Here is an 18,312-nt window from a genome sequence, read left to right as displayed (position 1 = left end):
TACGCAGCACATATACGCCGGAAAGCTATGTGCTGGCGCACCCCATTCTTTGGACAATAAGGCGGTGCAGGAGATTCAGGGCATGGTGTTCAAATGGAAGTAGTTAGGGAAAAATTCTAGTAATTATACCCGAAGCCTTGCGCCATCGGGAGCTTTTCGGCAAGGGTAGATGTTTGATTAGACTTTCAGGTAGCCTGTTCCACTAAGACCATTGCCAGCGGTTCTGCCACGCGCCGATCACCGCGTCGGGATAACGCCGGCTACCTAGGCTGCCGTTGTAGCGCGCCAATGCCCGCTCCATATTGCCGTTTTCCAGATTGCTGTAGTGGCGCAAGATGGTGCAGCCGTAGCGCAGGTTGGTGCGGATATCGAATAAGTTGTGTTCCGGCTTGCCGATGTAGCGCTGCCAAAACGGCATCACCTGCATCAGCCCGCGTGCGCCCACGCTGCTGATGGCATACTGCCGAAACGCGCTTTCCACCGTAATCAGTCCCAGAATCAACTGCGTATCCAGCCCGGCACGGGTGGTTTCGTATTGGATGTTGATGAGCAGGCGGCGGCGTTCCAGCGGGTCGGACACAAAACGCGCCAGCCGCAGCGACATATCATTGAGCCAGCGCGGCGCGTTATACGGGTTTTCAAACACCAGGCGCGGCGGATTCACATTATTCACCGAATGGCGCATCAACGAAGTAACATCGTCCGACAGCGTCTCCTCACGCTGCGCCCCGGCACGGGCGGCTTGAGGCAGGCAGGCAACGGTAGAAACGGCAGCCAGCGAAGCGAGCAGGCGGCGGCGCTCGGGCTGTTCGGGGGCAAATGGATACGGCATGGCTAAAGTGCACCGATTAAGATGATAATGGCCCCTATTATAGTGGAGTTTCACCACACGGCGCAGATTGAGCCTGCCTGGTGTGCCAAAGCAGGCTATTTACAGTTCGAAAAACGAAACTACATTTCAGCTTCGCAGAAGCTGACGCTTTCAGGTAGCCTTACCCAATATAGCTGAAGTTATTACTTCTTCCCCAATGCGGTACGCAGACAGCATGAATAAGTCGGCACAGCACGCCCATGCGCTCAGAAGAAATGACGTGCTTTGGCTATATTCTGCAATAAACCTTTAGAATTTCCGCATATGGTTGTATGATGTGTTTCCCGAATGATGCGCACGGAGCGCAATCATTAATTAACATCCAAACCAATCTAGGAGAACCGACAATGAACATGAAAAAATGGCTAGCCACTGCCCTGGCCTGCTCCGCCATCGCCCTCAGCGGCTGCGGCAATTCCGGCGGCTCCCAGCAAGCCTCGCAACCTGTCGATGCCAATGCCTCCGGCGCTTCCACTCCCGGCAGCGAAAAAGTATTGCGCGTGGCCACCAATGCCGAATTCGCCCCCTTCGAATCTAAAAACCCCGACGACAGCCTGAGCGGCTTCGATATCGACCTCATCAACGCCATAGCCAAAGAAGCCGGCTACCGCGTGGAATTTAAAGACCAATCTTGGGACAGCCTCTTCAACAGCCTGCGCAACGGCGATGCCGACGTAGTAGTAGCTGCCGTAACCATCACTCCCGAACGCCAACAAAGCATGCTCTTCACCGACCCCTACTTTGAAATCACCCAAGTAGTGGCCGTGCCCGAAGGCAAACAGGTCGCTTCTGTGGAAGATTTGAAAAACCTCAACCGCGTAGGCGTGGTAACCGGCAACACCGGCGATTTGGCCGCTTCCAAACTCTTGGGCGCCACCAATCCTAAAGTAACCCGCTTCGAAAGCCTGCCCCTCTTGCTGAAAGAATTGCAAAACGGCGGCGTGGACGCAGCCGTGAGCGACAGCTCCGTGGTGATGGAATTCATCAAACACAACGGCGACAAAGGCTTCACTATGATTAAAGTGCCTGATTTCGAAGCTGAACACTACGGCATCGCCCTGCGCCAAGACGACACCGAACTGCGCGACACCCTCAACAAAGCCTTGGCCGCCATCAAAGCCAGCGGCGAATACGACCGCATCCACCAGCAATACTTCGGTACCGCCGCTGCCAAATAAGCTGGTTCTGCCAATCTTGCACCAAAACTGCCTGCAATTGTTTGTAGGCAGTTTTTTATAGGAGAAAAGGCTACCTGAAAATGCTTTCCGGCACTTTCAGATAGCCTTCATCTATATCGCTAGATGCCCATATTTCTTTTTATTACATGAGCACTTTAATCTGCGTTTATTCTTGATAATCAGTAAATCCTAACCGATTGCCCGACAGATCGACAATTTTCACCATCCATCTGGTACGGATGCGGAATGGCTCGCTTAGGAAACGGATATTTCTACCCTATAATGCGGCATATCTTGCCTGCATATCTTGCCTGCACATCTTCCACTTCAATCCACACAGTAAGAGTCATACCGGGGAACTTTTTCCGTTCTTTGAGGATGATGGCAGCTTCTTCATCGCCTACCCGAAAAGCAACCATGCCGTTTTTAGAAAAAATCGAATTTAACGGGCAAATCCAACACATCTTGGTAAAAGCGGCAGCTCGTAGCAAGATCACTTACAGGAAAAAATTATCATACTTCATTATTTTCCTCCTTATCAAAAAGTTGTTATTACAGCCGTTCTTCCACAATTACGCCGTTAAGATCGTCTGAAACAACACTGTTTAGTAGTCAATTTTCAGGGTTTCTTCAGCCACGCCGGCTACGGCTGGGGAGCGGGTGATGGCGAGTTTTTCTTCGGCACTGAAGCCGATGGTCTCGCCGTCTTGCAGGGTAATGTTTTGCGAGATGAGGTAGTCGCTGATATTGCACAGAAAGGTATGTAGGTCAGTGGGCTCGTGCGTGTTGTTGAGAATTTCGAGCTCCATTTTATTGAATTGCTCCAGACCGATGATGTAGGCATTGCTGCCTTCTTCGCTGCCAGAGAGGCCGATAAATATCCAGGCGAGAATGGGCAGGCCGCCTTCGTGCAGAATGCTGCATACGTCACGATAGAAATCGGGGCGAAGACGGCGGTGCCTGAGGTATAGATGCCGATGTTGTTTTCGTCGGCAAGGGCAACACTGGCAAGTTTGCTATAGAGGCTCATCACGTCAATTGGGGCGGCGTCGCTAATGGGCATCACGACAAGCAGGATGTGCGTCTTCTTCCACGGCTTCCGGCCAGTAGTAGTTGAAGACGGCGTTTTGCTCGGCTTCACCATCGGCCAGCAAGACGGGCATGAGTAAGAGGGCGCAGAGGAGGCTGTTTATATTGAAGTGAGGTTACCGTCTTCGTTGGTGATGTCTTCGCCTTCGTCTAGGCTGATGCCCCATTCGTGTTACAGGGTGTGCAGGAGGCAGGCAGAGTCGAAGCGTTTTTCTTTTAGGAGGACGAAGCCTTGAGCGTGGCTCATGGTGAGCCTTTCTGGAGTAAAAAAAAGGGGGGGTGAAATGAACAGTATAAGGGATGTGTCGGTGGGGCTACCTGAAATTCTTGAATTATTGGAAGCTGATGCTTGCGGCAGGCTGCCTGAAAAATCGAAAACAGCTTTTCAGGTAGCCTTTTCACGAATGCCCACCGCCTCCAGCCTATATAGTAGGCATGGCAACTCTGCCCTAGCTTTCTGCCATATGGTAGAAAGGCTACCTGAAATATGTTAGCCTCTTTTCAGGCAGCCTATTCGGGCGGGCTTATACGATGGTTTGTTTACCATAGCTTTCGATGATTTCCTTTATCCGCAGGACGGTTTCTTTGGGCGGGGGATGCACGCCTTTGAGCTTGTATTCGTCGCCGCACAGCTCCCATTTGTGGGCGCCTAGTTCGTGGTAGGGAAGGATTTCCACAGTGTCGGCGTTGGGCATATCGGCAATAAATTCGCCGAGCAAGTGGGCGGAACGGTCGTCGTCGGTGTAGCCGGGTACGACGACATAGCGGATGCGGGTGGGCTGATTTCGTTCGGCAAGATGGCGGGCAAACCGCAAAACTTTGGTGTTGGGGATGCCAACCAACACTTTGTGGATTTCGGGATCTATTTGCTTTAAATCTAGCATGACGAGGTTGGTATTGTCCAACAGCTCTTCCAGGGCACTGTCGTAGTGCAGGGCGTAGCCATTGGTGTCGAGGCAGGTGTGGATGTCGTGCTCGCGGCAGGCTACAAACCAGTCGCGGATGAATTGGTATTGCAGCAGGGGTTCGCCACCGGTGGCGGTTACGCCGCCACCGGTGGCGCGAAAGTAGTGTTTGTAGGAGAGCACTTGCTGCATGAGCTGGGGCACAGTGAAGTGCAGCTCTTTTTCACTGTGCCTGTCCCAAGTGTCGCGGTTGTGACAGTAGAGACAGCGCATAAGGCAGCCCTGCATGAAGAGGACGAAACGCAGGCCGGGGCCGTCTACGGCACCACCGGTTTCTATAGAGTGGATGTAGCCGATACCTTTGTAGGAGCGGCTGCGAGTGTCGGGCTGTTTTTTCGGTGGAGCACCGGGACTGATGGGGATGGATTCTGGCATGGTGGTTGGTGTGCGTTGGGTTTCAGGTAGCCTTTATGGCTTGTGGTGTTTTGAAAGCCCATCCTACCCTACTTGGGCTATACTTGGGCTATAGATTCTCAGGTAGCCTTTACAACAGGAATCAGGCTACCTGAAAACGGGAGGAAACAAAAGTGCCGGAATGAGTTCCGGCACTGATTCCTGCTAGCTGGGCATGATTACATCCGGCTGGTGAAGGTGCGGGTGATCACGTCTTGCTGCTGCTCTTTGGTGAGCGAGTTGAAACGCACGGCATAGCCGGACACGCGGATAGTGAGCTGCGGATATTTTTCCGGGTGTTCCATCGCATCCACCAACATTTCGCGGTTGAGCACGTTCACGTTGAGATGCTGGCCGCCTTCCACACCAACTTCGTGGTGGAAGTAGCCGTCCATCATACCGGCCAGGTTGCGTTCGCGGGAGCTTTCGTCTTTGCCCAACGCACCGGGGATGATGGAGAAGGTGTAGGAAATACCGTCTTTGGCAAACTCAAACGGCAGTTTGGCCACGGAAGTCAGCGAAGCCACGGCGCCGCTTACATCACGGCCGTGCATGGGGTTAGCACCCGGGCCGAACGGAGCACCTGCGCGGCGACCATCCGGAGTATTACCAGTTTTTTTGCCATATACCACGTTAGATGTGATGGTCAGCACAGACTGGGTTGGGATGGCGTTGCGGTAGGTCGGATGAGTAGCCACTTTCTTCATGAAACGCTCTACCAGGTCGCAGGCGATGCTGTCCACACGGTCGTCGTTATTACCGAACTGCGGGTATTCTCCTTCGATTTCGAAGTCCACGGCAATGCCGTTTTCGTCGCGGATCGGTTTCACTTTAGCGTATTTGATGGCAGACAAAGAGTCGGCAGCCACAGACAGGCCGGCAATACCGCAAGCCATGGTGCGGCGCACGTCGCGGTCGTGCAAAGCCATCAAGGCGGCTTCGTAGCTGTATTTGTCGTGCATGTAGTGGATGCAATTCAGAGCGGTAACATATTGAGTGGCCAACCAGTCCATGAATTTATCCATGCGATCGAACACAGTGTCGTAGTCGAGCACTGCGTCTTTAATCGGCTCGGTTTTCGGACCGACTTGGTCTTTAGATTTTTCGTCCACGCCGCCATTAATTGCATACAGCAGGGTTTTGGCCAAGTTGGCTCGCGCACCGAAGAACTGCATATGCTTACCGACCACCATAGGGCTCACGCAGCAGGCAATGGCGTAATCGTCACTGTTGAAGTCGGGGCGCATCAGGTCGTCGTTTTCGTATTGGATAGACGAAGTATCGATAGACACTTTGGCACAGAACTCTTTGAAACCTTGCGGCAGTTTTTCAGACCACAATACGGTGATGTTCGGCTCGGGAGATGGGCCCATGTTGTACAGAGTGTGCAGCACGCGGAAGTTGGTGCGGGTTACCAATGTGCGGCCATCCAAGCCCATACCACCGATGGATTCGGTGGCCCAAATCGGGTCGCCGGAAAAGAGCTGGTCGTATTCGGGCGTGCGCAGGAAACGAACCATACGCAGTTTCATCACCAAATGGTCGATGAATTCTTGTGCTTGGCTTTCGGTGATAATGCCGTTTTTCAGGTCGCGCTCGATATAAATATCCAAGAAGGAAGACACACGACCAAACGACATGGCTGCGCCGTTTTGCGACTTCACGGCGGCGAGGTAGGCGAAGTAAGTCCATTGGATGGCTTCTTGCGCGTTTTTGGCTGGGCCGGAAATATCGAAACCGTAAGAGGCAGCCATTTCCTTCATCTGCTTCAGTGCAATATGCTGCTCGTTGATTTCTTCGCGCAGGCGAATAACGCTTTCCAAGTTTTTGCCAGATTCCAAATCGGCTTGTAAAGAATGATACTGCTCGGTTTTGTCTTGCATCAGGCGGTCGATACCGTAAAGGGCCACACGGCGGTAGTCGCCGATAATGCGGCCACGGCCGTAGGCATCGGGCAAACCAGTTAAAACGCCTGATTTCCGACAGCGGCGGATATCGGGCGTGTACACATCAAACACGCCTTGGTTGTGGGTTTTACGATATTTAGTGAAGATTTCTTCCACTTCGGGATTTAGCTCCACGCCGTAAATCTTACAGGAATCTTTCACCATCTTCAGACCGCCGAAAGGCATGATGGAGCGCTTCAGCGGCTCATCGGTTTGCAGGCCGACAATGGTTTCCAAGTCTTTGTCGATATAGCCGGGCGCGTGGCTGGTGATGCCGGAAACAACTTGCGCGTCAATTTTATACGGAGCGTGGGTTTTATTTTCCACCTTGATGCCTTCCATCACTTCCGCCCACAGCTTGGTAGTGGCATTGGTGGCCGGCGCTAAAAAGCTACCATCGCCTTCATAAGGCGTGTAGTTTTTTTGGATGAAATCGCGTACATCAATGCTATTTTCCCAATCACCGCTAACAAAGCCTGTCCAAGCAGCCGGACGCTCTATTGCTGAAGCCATAATAACCTCCTGTTTAATTAAATAAATAAAACAACGTTACAAATTAGAATTCACCATTTAAAGAATGGCATTCTTCATGCCGTTTTGGGCAGAAAACTCTAACCAATAGTGCTTCTCTTAACCTAAATCAACCTTAATATCTTTTATTATTACTTATCAACACACTAAAATCAAGAAATTTTTCAGGTAATCTCATTTCCCAGCCAGGGGCTACCTTTGCTTCCGATGTGGTTAAATTATCCACCTATTCAGTCTCATCCTCAAGCAAACAAATAACCGTCTCCAAATAGGGAGCCCGCCTTGTTTCATGTTCGATTGGAACAGCTATTAATCCTACTTAAACCAATTTTCCAGTAAATATAACTCCCCCAAGCCACCTGAACATACCCTTCATAAATCCTTTCACGACTACCTCCGCCCCTGAAAGCTGTTTTTTCGTGCCTGCGGCATCGCCATCTTTATTGCCAGCTCCTACCTCCTGCCCGCGCCCTACTGGGACACCCCCATCAGTTTCCCGATGGCCTTAGCACCTACTTTTTCCGCTCCCACCAACTCACGCACACTGGCACGCCGGCAGTGGAAATACCTGCCGCTGGCATTGTTTGGTGTGGTTTTCCGTCGATGGCATCTACTGGCTGTATTGATCGTGGCGCGACCTGGTAGCATTCAAAATGATGCGCAGCGGCAACGCCCCCGCATCCGCCTGCCTGTAGCCTATGCGCCATGATTTGGCTGCACGACGGCACACTGCGCGACATAGTTGCGCTTGAAGAAATAAAGCACATAGGCCACCTGAAATCTACCTGGCAAAAGCCCCGCAAAAGCGGGGCCGGGATTGGTGCCGGTAAAGGGAGTCGAACCCCCGACCTTCGCATTACGAATGCGCTGCTCTACCAACTGAGCTATACCGGCCAAGTTCGGCAATTAGGCGCGTTTGCGGAACTCACCGGTACGGGAATCGATTTCCACTTTATCACCGTTTTCAATATAGGCCATCACTTGGATCTCGGTACCACCCACGAGGCGTGCGGGTTTCATCACTTTGCCGGAAGTGTCGCCTTTAACGGCGGGCTCGGTGTATTCCACTTCGCGCACGATGATGGTGGGCAGCTCCACGGAAATCGGGTTGCCTTCGTAGAAGGTTACTTCACACACGTCTTCCATGCCGTCTACGATGAATTTCATGTTGTCACCGATGTTTTCACCTTCGATTTCGTATTGGTTGAACTCTTCGTCCATGAATACATACATCGGGTCGGCGAAATAGCTGTAAGTGCATTGTTTGCGGTCGAGCTGGATAACGTCGAACTTGTCATCGGCTTTCACGATGGTTTCGCTGTTTGCGCCGGTGAGCAGGTTTTTCAGCTTCATGCTCACTTTGGCAGAGGAGCGGCCGCCTTTGATGTATTCGGTTTTCTGTACCACCATCGGCTCGCTGCCCACCATGAATACGTTGCCGGCGCGCAATTCTTGTGCGGTTTTCATAATTATATCTCTTTCAGTCGAATCAGGGAAAAACGGAAAAACATGGTATTTTAGCGCAAACGGTTTTGCCTGTCCAAAGTAAAGGCTACCTGAAATTTTCAGGTAGCCTTTCGCGCTACTTATTCGTAATAACGCCCCAAGTCCAACAAATCGCCCAACAGCGACCAATCCTCTGCCACCGCTGTCTTCCTCCCCCAAACTGTCTTCCAGCCCCCTGCGCGCCGTATTCCAAAAGGGTGAGCGGGTCGGAGTTGTACCGGCTATAGCCGGTTTCGGAGGTGATACCGTAGTGGCGCAATTCGTTTTGCAACTCTTGGCCACGCATGCGGTGCAACTCGGCTACCTGAAAAATAATCACGGCGCAGGAGTATTGCCACGGATCGCTTGTTTTCAGCTGCTCATCGGGCATCTGACGGATGAGCAGCCATTGTTCGTTAAACGGCGCAGACGAAGCAGTAAAGGCTTCTTGCAGTAGGCTGAGGCAGAGGGGGGGGTGTGCAAACGGCATCCTGTTGGCTTTGCAACAGGCCATGGAGCGCCAGGAGATAGTCTTCGAGATTACGGTTGGCGAATGATTGGCGGAGGTTTTCGATCTGAATAGAAAATTCGCTGTGGTTCATAGAATGGGCATAGGTTGTAGCGCTAAAACAAAGCGGCAACAGGCATTCGACCATCGCCGCCCTGCCCGATTGAAAACCAACTACTCAACTGCGCTGCTGTTCCGGCGGCAGCTGTTCGCTGGTGCGGCCGAAACGGCGTTCGCGCACGCGGAAGGAAGAAATGGCACGATCGAACTCGGCAGCATCGAAATCTGGCCACAGCGCGTCGGTGAAATAAAATTCGGCATAGGCCATTTGCCAGAGCATGAAGTTGCTGATGCGGGTTTCGCCGCCGGTGCGGATAAACAGGTCGGGCTCGGGGGCTTCGGCCAAGGAAAGGCGCTGAGAGAGGTCGTCTTCGGTGATTTCGCTTTTGCCTTCGGCAATCAGCTGGTTGGCAGCTTGCAGGATATCCCAGCGGCCGCCGTAGTCGGCAGCCACGGTGAGCGTGAGGTCGGTGTTGTTGGCAGTAAGCCGTTCTGCGGCTTCGATGCCGTCCACAATCGCGGCGGGAAAGCGGCCGCGGTTGCCAATTACTTTGAGCCGCAGGTTGTTTTGATGCATTTTGGCCACCTTCCCGTCTAGCGCCTGCAAAAACAGTTTCATCAAAAAGGAAACTTCGTCTTCGGGGCGGCGCCAGTTTTCGGTGGAAAAGGCGAATACGGTGAGGTATTCCACGCCGAGCTCGGCGCAGCGGGCGGCTAGGTTTTCCAGGGCGGTGAGGCCGCGTTTGTGCCCCATCACGCGCGGCAGCAGGCGTTTTTTCGCCCAGCGGCCGTTGCCGTCCATAATCACGCAGACATGGCGCGGGATGTTGGTGCGTTCGGGGATGGTTTGGGTGCTGCTGCTCATATGCTTTCCTCGGGCTGGGCGGGTTTCAGGTAGCCTGAGGCGGCACGGGCAAATATATCAGCCCGTGCCGCCGTATCGCTCGGATGGTTTACACCACCATCAAATCTTCTTCTTTATGCTCCAGCAGCTTATCTACTTCGGCGATGTATTTGTCGGTGAGCTTCTGGATCTGCTCTTCGCCGCGGTGGGCATCGTCTTCCGACACTTCTTTGTCTTTCAGCAGTTTTTTGATGTGGTCGTTGGCATCTCGGCGCACATTGCGGATAGACACGCGGCCGTCTTCGGCTTCGCCGCGCACTACTTTAATCAGGTCTTTGCGGCGCTCTTCGGTGAGCATCGGCATCGGCACGCGGATGAGGTCGCCCATAGAAGCGGGATTCAGGCCGAGGTTGGAATCGCGGATGGCTTTTTCCACGGCGGCGGCCATATTGCTCTCATAAGGCTTCACGCTGATGGTGCGCGCATCGAGCAGGGTTACGTTGGCCACCTGGCTCACCGGCACCATGCTGCCGTAGTATTCCACTTCCACCTGGTCGAGCAAGCCGGTGTGGGCGCGGCCGGTGCGCACTTTGGCTAAGTTTTCGCGCAGTACTTCCACCGAACGCTGCATCTTGGTTTCGGCTGAGGTTTGGATTTCTTTGATCATAAGGTTTCCTTAATTGAGATATTTTCAGGTAGCCTTCCGGCCGCCACGGCAATAGTGCATAACGGGCGGGATACTACCTTGCTTTGCCCGCTGCGGCAAGGTTTTCCGGCTGTCGGGCGCGCCGCCACCATAAACCGCGCATCCGCCAGCTCTCCGGCCTGATAATACTGCATCTGCATCCGGCTTAACACCTCGCCGCACAAACGGACAAACCCCGCCCACAACAACACCAAACCGCTATACAAAACTACACAAACCACTTTCCTATCAAGCCAGCATTTGCTAAATTCCACAGCAGCAAATTATGCCATATTCCCAGCCTCACTATATAAAAGGCTACCTGAACCCACGAGGATCACCCCATGCGCCGCCTCATCCTGCTCTCCGCCCTCCTCCTCACTGCCTGCCCTCTGCCCTATTACCCCGTGCGCCCCATCCCGCCCAATGCACCCAAACTCCACACAAAAGCCCCGAGCAGCACTGCTTTTGCTCGCGAAAAACAATCTGAATCCAAGCTCCCCGATGGCAACACCATGCGTATCGGCAGCGAATGCATCACCGTCCACAACCGCACCCTCACCCTTCGCTCCTGCCGCAACGCGCCCAATCAATATTTCGAACGTATCGTCCGCAACGGCACCATCCGCCAAAATAGCCAATGCCTCACCCAAACCGGCAGCAGCATCACCCTCGAACCCTGCACTGGCAACCGCAATCAAGAATGGTATAGCGATGGCAAGCGCCTGTGCAGCCGCAGCGCCAATGCCCAATGCTGGAGCGTCGGCCAGCACGGCGTGCGCCTGCAAACCCGCAACGATTCGCCCGAACAGGAAGTGCTACGCTAAAACAACAGCAAATGCCCACGTTCACCTTTTATAGCCAATCTTTCAAACATATCAGAACATAATAATTGTAAAAATAAAATACTCAGCACTACAATGGCTGCCAATCAAACAGTAATTCTTTTCCCCAACTCTGTTTAATAAGGAGCCATCATGAGCATCAACATCGGTATCAACGAAACCCAACGCCAAACCATCGCCCAAGGCCTGTCTAAGGTGCTGGCCGACACCTATACTCTCTATCTGAAAACCCACAACTACCACTGGAACGTGGAAGGCCCGATGTTCCACAGCCTGCACACCATGTTTGAAGAGCAATACAACGAGCTGGCGCTGGCCGTGGACGAAATTGCCGAACGCATCCGCGCACTGGGCTTCAAAGCGCCCGGTTCCTACAGCGAATTTGCCAAACTCACTTCCATTCCAGACGGCCAAAGCAGTAACGATGCCCCTGCCATGATCCGCGAACTGGTGGAAGGCCAGGAAACCGTGATCCGCACCTGCCGCGAGCTGTTCCCCGCTGTGGACCAAGCCAACGATGAGCCCACTGCTGACCTACTCACCACCCGCATGCAAACCCACGAAAAAACTGCCTGGATGCTGCGCGTGTTGCTGCAAAAATAAGCAGGCTTGCCCAACACACCAACGCCCGTTGTTGCAACGGGCGTTTTTTCTGCGGCACGAAAGACTAGCCGAAACAAGATTGCCAAAGAGAGCTGAGCTTCTGTGGAGGCCAAATTTGGGTTGGGCGGATTTTATAGTAAGCCAAATTGACTTTCGCTACAGCGTTGGTTTGCCTTGCTGTACTTCCGTACTGCTTGCGGCTCACCGCCTTGTATCGAAAGTTAAGTTGGCTTGCTATATATTAGTGCTTTTCAGGTAACCTCACCTCTATAGCAGGCTACCTGAAACCCAAAACATCAGGCCGCCTCCCAATGGGAAGCGGCCTATAATCTTGCCAATTCAATCAAATATGCACCAAAGTGCCTTCGTCTTCGCCCAGCACCACCCGTTTGAGCGCGCCTTCTTTGGCGATGCCGAACACCACGATATTCAGTTTGCGCTCGCGGCACAGCGCCAAGGCAGTAGCATCCATCACTTTCAGGTTTTTCACGATGGCTTCGTCAAACGTGATGTCTTGATAGCGCGTGGCCGAAGCGTCTTTTTTCGGGTCGGCGGTATACACGCCGTCCACATTGGTGGCCTTGAGCATGATGTCACAGTTCATTTCTGCACCACGCAGCGCGGCGGCGGTGTCGGTGGTGAAGAAGGGGTTGCCCGTGCCAGCGGCAAAAATCATCACTTTACCTTCTTCCAGATATTGGATGGCTTTGGGGCGGGCATAGGTTTCGACAATCTGCTGCATGGAAAGCGCCGATTGTACGCGCGCAGACTGGCCAAGGCTTTCAAACGCATCTTTCAAAGCCAACGCGTTCATCACGGTGGCAAGCATGCCCATGTAATCGGCAGTGGCACGGTCCATATCGCTGGCTTGTGCGGCCACACCACGAAACAGGTTGCCGCCGCCCACCACCACGCCCACTTCCACGCCCATTTTAGCTATTTCCACAATCTGTCCGACAATACCCATAATCGTGGCACGATTGATGCCAAAGGCATCGTTACCCATCAATGCCTCGCCGGAAAGTTTCAATAAAACACGCTTGTAGCGGATAGTCATGGCAGCCTCTCTTCATGGTTGGAAAATTCAAACGGCAGGCATTATACGCGCTTTCGACTGCGTCGGCTGGCTGATTGTAGCAGTTTATTAAATCAAGACTACCTGAGAATATCGGTTTTCAGGTAGCCTCTTTACCACGGTATCTATTAACTCTGCTTAAAAATCGTCTTCATGAATAAAATCGTATCTATCTTCAATTAAGGCAAGCAGATATTCATCGAAACTGTCGGCAATCACTTCCAGCTCGTCGGGATCGTGCAGGTAGCGGACGATTTGCCCACCCTTGCCGGATACCGATGGGGTGAGATCGATAAACAGCTGCGAGGTGCCTCCGTTGTTCATGCAATCGGAGAAGTGTAGCCAGCAGGCATTGGCTGCATCGCGGGTGATACGGTCATCCACGGCCACGTCTTCAGCAGGGTAGACTCGGTTGATGTAGTCGGACAAATATTGTGGACTTTTGCTTTCCAGCATCTGCCGGGCGGAGAGCAGATAGTAGGGATATTCCATAATATCAGAGCCGAGCAGGAATAAGCTGACTGTTTCGCCTTGGTATTCGCGCCAGTAGGTGCCGTCGGCGAAAGAGAGCAGCTCAAGCAGGGAGGCAGGAGTTTGCGGATAGGTGGCTTGCAAAGCATGGACATCTTCAGGGGCGATACTGCGCTTGATGTCGACAAAGTGTGCCTACTCGTCTGTATCGCCGCATTTGACGTAGGCTTGCTGCAAACCGGCAAGATAGTTTTGGGTAATGGTTATGATGTTTCCTTTCAACTCTGGTTAGAGGCTACCTGAAAAATCTTCCTACCTTTTCAGGTAGCCTTTACTGCCACGCCGTCGAAATAACGCAACACGGTATCCGGTAGCCAATCTAAATCAGCCGTGCCGGGAAAGCCGGCGTGACCGCCATATTCGGGCTGCAACAGGGTAACGGCTGGCGACACATCGCCCGCCTGCGGCAGTGATTCGGCAGGAATGAAGGGGTCGTTCAGCGCATTTAAAATCAGGGTAGGTACGGCGATTTGGCACAACAGGGGTTTGGCGCTGGATCGGCGGTAGTAGTCGGTGGCATCGGCAAAGCCGTGTAAGGGGGCGGTGAAGCTGTTGTCGAAATCGGTGAGGTTGGCGGCAGCTTGTACGGCAGCGGCGTCAATCTGCGGAAAACGGGCGGCGCAAGCAGCGGCTTTAGGCAACAGCGAACGCAGGAAATAAGGGGCATACAGCATTTTGCTCAAGCCCTGTTCCAGCCGATGCGAGGCGGCGGTTAAATCCAACGGCGCACTCACCACGGCAGCAGCCTGCGGAATAGCATGGCTGCCTTGTTCGGCCAGATATTTGGCCAATGCGTTACCGCCTAAGGAAATACCGACGGCGCAGATGCGCGGGTAGCGCGAGTGCATTAATTGCAACATGTGCGCGACTTCGGCGCTGTCACCGGAGTGATAAAACACGGGCGCACAGTTTTCCACTTCGCCGCAGCTACGGAAATGCGCCACCACACCGTGCCAGCCGTGCCGTTGCGCGGCAAACATCAGGGCGCGGGCATAATGGCTGGCGCTGCTGCCTTCCAGCCCGTGAAACAACATCAATAGCGGGGCATCGGGGCGTTTGCCATCCACAAAATCGTAGGCCACTTCGGTAGCGCCCAGGCTGTCTGGCAAAAGCTCACGCCGATAGGCCGGGCTACCAATGCGCACCAGTTTCGGCCAAATGCTCTGCAAATGCCCGCCGCGCAGCCAAAACGGCGGCCGGTAGGCAGGCAATTGGGGGGAATTGTTTCGGTTCATGTGTGGCAATCCATTGAAAATATTTAATCGGCAGTACGCGCTTGGCTATCGACCGCTTCACATCAGGCAACAAATTAGCCCACTAATAGGCTAATTTATAAAGAAATTTATTTAAAGCCATTAGATTACTTGCCCACAAAATGTGACACTTACCGACACTGCCGTAGGTAAAAAGCGGCATAATCGTTGTCAAACCTTACTCCGATATAGTAGAGTGTTTCCACAGCTACCGGCAACGGTAGCCATTTTTCACAGGAGAACCTAACTATGCAACGCAAATTAACTATTCTGATGCTGGCCTTGCTGCCGATTGCGTCCGCATGGGCCGACGGTGTAAAAATCGGCAACGACTCTTCCGGCCTGCCGTCTGAATTGGTGCAAAACTTGGCGCAAACATCCAAATCCATGGGCGTGAAAGAGCCAATGAATATCAGCACCCGCAACGAAGGCGGTGCACGCTATGCCGTGGTATCCGGCACTTCCGGCACCACTTGCCGCATCAAACTGTCCAACGGCAACCCGCCCACCATCTTGGGCTTGTCCTGCCGATAATCCAAACCGGCAAATATTTAAAGAACAGCCCGAATATCGGGCTGTTTTTGCTTCCTGATGCTTGAGGCTACCTGAAAACCCTATGGTTGGTTTTTCAGGTAGCCTTTGCTGTCGAATTGACTACTGTTTCAAACGTTCGATTTTCGCGCCCACTTTGCCCAGCTTCTCTTCAATATGCTCGTAGCCGCGATCCAAGTGATAGATGCGCTCCACGATGGTGTCGCCATCGGCCACCAGGCCGGCAATCACCAGGCTGGCCGAAGCGCGTAGGTCGGTAGCCATCACTGCGGCGCCGGAAAGTTGCTCCACACCTTTTACCAGCGCGGTGTTGCCCTCGGCGCTGATATGTGCACCCATACGGTTGAGCTCGGGCACATGCATAAAGCGGTTTTCAAAAATGGTTTCCACCATCTGGCTGCTGCCCTCGGCTACCGCATTCATCGCCATAAACTGCGCCTGCATATCGGTGGGAAAGCCCGGATGTGGCACGGTGCGCACATCCACCGCTTTCGGACGCTGCGTCATTTTAATGTCGATCCAGTTTTCGCCGGTTTGGATTTCCGCACCGGCTTCCACCAGCTTGTCCAACACCGCCTCCATGGTTTTCGGTGCGGCGTTTTGCAGGCGTACCTGCCCGCCGGTCATGGCTACGGCGCAGAGGAAAGTGCCGGCTTCGATGCGGTCGGGCACCACGCTGTGGGTGCAGCTATGCAACTTCTCCACGCCTTCAATGGTCATGGAAGGCGTGCCGATACCGCTGATTTTCGCGCCCATCTTCACCAGGCATTCGGCCAAATCCACCACTTCCGGCTCCACCGCGCAGTTTTCCAGCACAGTGGTGCCTTCGGCCAGCGTGGCCGCCATCAGCAGGTTTTCCGTGCCGCCCACGGTAACCATATCCATCACCACACGCGCGCCTTTGAGCCTGCCGCGTGCCTTCACATAACCGTGCTCGATCACAATTTCCGCACCCATGGTTTCCAGCCCCTTCAAATGCTGATCCACCGGCCGCGAGCCGATGGCGCAGCCGCCGGGCAGGCTCACTTCCGCCTCGCCGAAACGCGCCAGCGTGGGGCCTAGCACCAAAATGGAAGCGCGCATGGTTTTTACCAATTCATACGGCGCGCAAGTGTTGTTTACCGTGCCGCCGTTGATTTTGAATTCGCTCACACCGTCGCTTTCCACCTCTGCGCCCATGCCTTGCAAGAGTTTGTGCGTGGTTTTCACGTCGGCCAGCATCGGCACGTTGGTCAAATGCAAAATATCTTCAGTTAAAAGCCCAGCACACATCAGCGGCAGGGCAGCATTTTTCGCACCAGAAATCACGATTTCACCGTGCAACGGGCCATTGCCGGTAATTTTCAGTTTGTCCATGTTTCAGTTGAATTTCTTTAATCTTTAAGGTTGAAGCAGCAGCCCTTGGCAACAAAGGCTACCTGAAAACGCGGGATTATAAACGTTTTGCCTTAGCCGTAGGCAGCCTTTGCCCAACTTTTCCCGCAACGCTTTTCAGGTAGCCTCCCGCCCCACCCGAGGCTACCTGAAAACATTCAATCAACACCAACGCCCCATTTTTCTACGCTATAGTAAGCTCATTTAACTTCCGCTACAGCCTTGACTCAACTTGTATCAAAAGGACGCCAATTTGCTATACAATCAGCCCATCCCCGTCCCGAACAAAGGCCGTGCCATGCCTGACCAATCCCTCGCCCCCCACCGCCAGGCCATCGATGCCATCGACGCCGAAATCCTCACTCTGCTTAACCAGCGCGCCGCCCACGCCCGTGCCATCGGCGAGCTCAAAGGCACCGGCACCGTCTACCGCCCCGAGCGTGAATCCCAAGTGTTGCAGCGCATTCGAAGCCTGAACCAAACCGCCGCCGGCATCCTGTCCGACGAAGCTGTTGCCCGCCTGTTCCGAGAAATCATGAGCGAATGCCTCGCCGTAGAACGCCCGCTCACCATCGCCTACCTCGGCCCCGAAGCCACATTTACCCAGCAAGCCGCCGTGAAGCACTTCGGCCACGCCGCCCACACCCAGCCCTGCCCCTCCATCGACGAATGCTTCTGCCTCGTGGAAACCCGCCAGGCCGACTACGCCGTTGCCCCTGTGGAAAACTCCACCGAAGGCCCGGTCGGGCGCACCCTCGACCTCATGGTTTCCACCCCCCTGCGTGCCTGCGGCGAAGTGCTCCTGCGTATCCAGCACCATTTATTGCAGCAACCCGGCGGCAGCCCTCAGCCGGAAAAAGTGTATGCCCACACCCAAGCGCTGGCCCAATGCCACGAGTGGCTCAACCGCCACCTGCCCCATGCCACCCGCATTTCCGTGGCCAGCAACGCCGAAGCCGCCCGCCTCGCCGCTGCCGAGCCGCAAGCCGCCGCCATTGCCGGCCAGGCCGCCGCCGAGCATTACAATCTGGCCAAACTCGCCGCCAACATCGAAGACGAGCCTAACAATACTACCCGTTTCCTCATCTTCGGCCACAACAGCACCCAGCCCTCCGGCCGCGACAAAACCTCCCTCATCGTCTCCGCCCCCAACCGCCCCGGCACCGCGCACCGCCTGCTCCAACCCTTCTCCGAGCACGGCATCTCCATGACCAAGCTCGAAAGCCGCCCCAGCCGCGCCGGTCTGTGGGACTACATCTTCTTTATCGACATCGAAGGCCACACCGACAGTCCCCAAATCCAGCCCGCCCTCGAAGCCCTTGCCGAATGCGCCGCCTTCGTAAAAATCATCGGCGCCTATCCGCAAGCCGTGCTGTGAAACCCTGAAATATTTTTCAGGTAGCCTCTTTAGAATGCAGCAAAAGACTATCTGAAACAAGCTTTTCGAAGGAAGTCGAGTTTCTGAGAAATTATTTAAAGAAGCTAAAACTAGTTTTTACAAAGCTAAAAAACATCCAACTTTGA

The 18,312-nt window shown here is 53.8% G+C and carries 18 protein-coding genes and 1 tRNA gene; 5 read left to right on the top strand and 14 right to left on the bottom strand.

Annotated features, from left to right (window positions below):
• Nucleotides 1-202 precede the first annotated feature (202 nt).
• A complete protein-coding gene (locus tag EZJ17_RS03510; RefSeq protein WP_067439483.1) occupies nt 203-832 on the bottom strand; it encodes a lytic transglycosylase domain-containing protein in 630 nt (209 codons plus the stop codon).
• Nucleotides 833-1,218: 386 nt separating this feature from the next.
• Here EZJ17_RS03510 and EZJ17_RS03505 point away from each other — a divergent pair, with 386 nt between their 5' ends.
• Nucleotides 1,219-2,049, top strand: coding sequence for a basic amino acid ABC transporter substrate-binding protein (locus EZJ17_RS03505; RefSeq protein ID WP_067439486.1), 831 nt, complete (start codon nt 1,219-1,221; stop codon nt 2,047-2,049).
• Between the two features lie 605 nt (nt 2,050-2,654).
• Here EZJ17_RS03505 and EZJ17_RS10410 read toward each other — a convergent pair.
• The 9 genes from EZJ17_RS10410 to EZJ17_RS03450 all read right to left on the bottom strand — a co-directional run bounded on the left by EZJ17_RS10410 (nt 2,655) and on the right by EZJ17_RS03450 (nt 10,797).
• Nucleotides 2,655-2,858 carry a DUF4261 domain-containing protein gene (locus EZJ17_RS10410; RefSeq protein ID WP_067439489.1) on the bottom strand — a complete coding sequence of 68 codons (204 nt, stop codon included), beginning with the start codon at nt 2,856-2,858 and terminating at the stop codon, nt 2,655-2,657.
• A gap of 804 nt (nt 2,859-3,662) precedes the next feature.
• Nucleotides 3,663-4,478 carry a pyruvate formate-lyase-activating protein gene (gene pflA, locus EZJ17_RS03490; RefSeq protein WP_067439492.1) on the bottom strand — a complete coding sequence of 272 codons (816 nt, stop codon included), beginning with the start codon at nt 4,476-4,478 and terminating at the stop codon, nt 3,663-3,665.
• Nucleotides 4,479-4,675: 197 nt separating this feature from the next.
• On the bottom strand, nt 4,676-6,955 hold the full coding sequence (pflB, locus tag EZJ17_RS03485) for a formate C-acetyltransferase (RefSeq protein ID WP_151086118.1): 2,280 nt from the start codon (nt 6,953-6,955) through the stop codon (nt 4,676-4,678).
• Nucleotides 6,956-7,791: 836 nt separating this feature from the next.
• Nucleotides 7,792-7,867: transfer RNA gene (locus EZJ17_RS03475), tRNA-Thr, on the bottom strand.
• Between the two features lie 12 nt (nt 7,868-7,879).
• A complete protein-coding gene (gene efp, locus EZJ17_RS03470; protein ID WP_067439498.1) occupies nt 7,880-8,440 on the bottom strand; it encodes an elongation factor P in 561 nt (186 codons plus the stop codon).
• A 115-nt stretch (nt 8,441-8,555) separates the two neighbouring features.
• Entirely contained in the window at nt 8,556-8,948 is a 393-nt protein-coding gene (locus tag EZJ17_RS03465; protein WP_197481041.1) for a hypothetical protein, read from the bottom strand.
• A 196-nt stretch (nt 8,949-9,144) separates the two neighbouring features.
• Nucleotides 9,145-9,891 carry a polyprenyl diphosphate synthase gene (gene uppS, locus EZJ17_RS03460; RefSeq protein WP_067439501.1) on the bottom strand — a complete coding sequence of 249 codons (747 nt, stop codon included), beginning with the start codon at nt 9,889-9,891 and terminating at the stop codon, nt 9,145-9,147.
• An 88-nt stretch (nt 9,892-9,979) separates the two neighbouring features.
• Nucleotides 9,980-10,537, bottom strand: coding sequence for a ribosome recycling factor (frr, locus tag EZJ17_RS03455; protein ID WP_067439504.1), 558 nt, complete (start codon nt 10,535-10,537; stop codon nt 9,980-9,982).
• Nucleotides 10,534-10,797 carry a hypothetical protein gene (locus EZJ17_RS03450; RefSeq protein ID WP_151086116.1) on the bottom strand — a complete coding sequence of 88 codons (264 nt, stop codon included), beginning with the start codon at nt 10,795-10,797 and terminating at the stop codon, nt 10,534-10,536. The genes frr and EZJ17_RS03450 overlap by 4 nt, the downstream gene beginning before the upstream one ends.
• 102 nt (nt 10,798-10,899) lie before the next feature.
• Between EZJ17_RS03450 and EZJ17_RS03445 the strand changes: the two genes are divergently transcribed.
• Both EZJ17_RS03445 and EZJ17_RS03440 read left to right on the top strand, forming a co-directional pair.
• Nucleotides 10,900-11,382 (top strand): RICIN domain-containing protein, encoded by a 483-nt coding sequence (locus EZJ17_RS03445; RefSeq protein WP_067439511.1) that lies wholly within the window; start codon nt 10,900-10,902, stop codon nt 11,380-11,382.
• Nucleotides 11,383-11,532: 150 nt separating this feature from the next.
• On the top strand, nt 11,533-12,003 hold the full coding sequence (locus EZJ17_RS03440; RefSeq protein WP_067439514.1) for a Dps family protein: 471 nt from the start codon (nt 11,533-11,535) through the stop codon (nt 12,001-12,003).
• A 343-nt stretch (nt 12,004-12,346) separates the two neighbouring features.
• Here the strand turns inward: EZJ17_RS03440 and pyrH are convergent, their stop codons facing one another.
• The 3 genes from pyrH to EZJ17_RS03425 all read right to left on the bottom strand — a co-directional run bounded on the left by pyrH (nt 12,347) and on the right by EZJ17_RS03425 (nt 14,844).
• On the bottom strand, nt 12,347-13,060 hold the full coding sequence (gene pyrH, locus EZJ17_RS03435; RefSeq protein WP_067439517.1) for a UMP kinase: 714 nt from the start codon (nt 13,058-13,060) through the stop codon (nt 12,347-12,349).
• Nucleotides 13,061-13,216: 156 nt separating this feature from the next.
• Nucleotides 13,217-13,717 carry an SMI1/KNR4 family protein gene (locus EZJ17_RS03430; protein ID WP_255361756.1) on the bottom strand — a complete coding sequence of 167 codons (501 nt, stop codon included), beginning with the start codon at nt 13,715-13,717 and terminating at the stop codon, nt 13,217-13,219.
• Nucleotides 13,718-13,869: 152 nt separating this feature from the next.
• The gene (locus EZJ17_RS03425; RefSeq protein ID WP_067439520.1) at nt 13,870-14,844 is read right to left on the bottom strand and encodes a YheT family hydrolase; all 975 of its coding nucleotides are present in this window, start codon (nt 14,842-14,844) and stop codon (nt 13,870-13,872) included.
• 267 nt (nt 14,845-15,111) lie between these two features.
• Between EZJ17_RS03425 and EZJ17_RS03420 the strand changes: the two genes are divergently transcribed.
• The gene (locus tag EZJ17_RS03420) at nt 15,112-15,396 is read left to right on the top strand and encodes a hypothetical protein (protein ID WP_067439523.1); all 285 of its coding nucleotides are present in this window, start codon (nt 15,112-15,114) and stop codon (nt 15,394-15,396) included.
• Between the two features lie 120 nt (nt 15,397-15,516).
• On the opposite strand, the gene murA is transcribed toward EZJ17_RS03420, so the two are convergent.
• On the bottom strand, nt 15,517-16,770 hold the full coding sequence (gene murA, locus EZJ17_RS03415) for a UDP-N-acetylglucosamine 1-carboxyvinyltransferase (RefSeq protein ID WP_151086114.1): 1,254 nt from the start codon (nt 16,768-16,770) through the stop codon (nt 15,517-15,519).
• A 316-nt stretch (nt 16,771-17,086) separates the two neighbouring features.
• Here murA and pheA point away from each other — a divergent pair, with 316 nt between their 5' ends.
• On the top strand, nt 17,087-18,166 hold the full coding sequence (gene pheA / locus EZJ17_RS03410; protein WP_067445043.1) for a prephenate dehydratase: 1,080 nt from the start codon (nt 17,087-17,089) through the stop codon (nt 18,164-18,166).
• Nucleotides 18,167-18,312 lie beyond the last annotated feature (146 nt).

Source organism: Eikenella exigua (assembly GCF_008805035.1).
Lineage (GTDB): Bacteria > Pseudomonadota > Gammaproteobacteria > Burkholderiales > Neisseriaceae > Eikenella > Eikenella exigua.
This window is presented reverse-complemented; position numbering and strand designations above follow the sequence as displayed.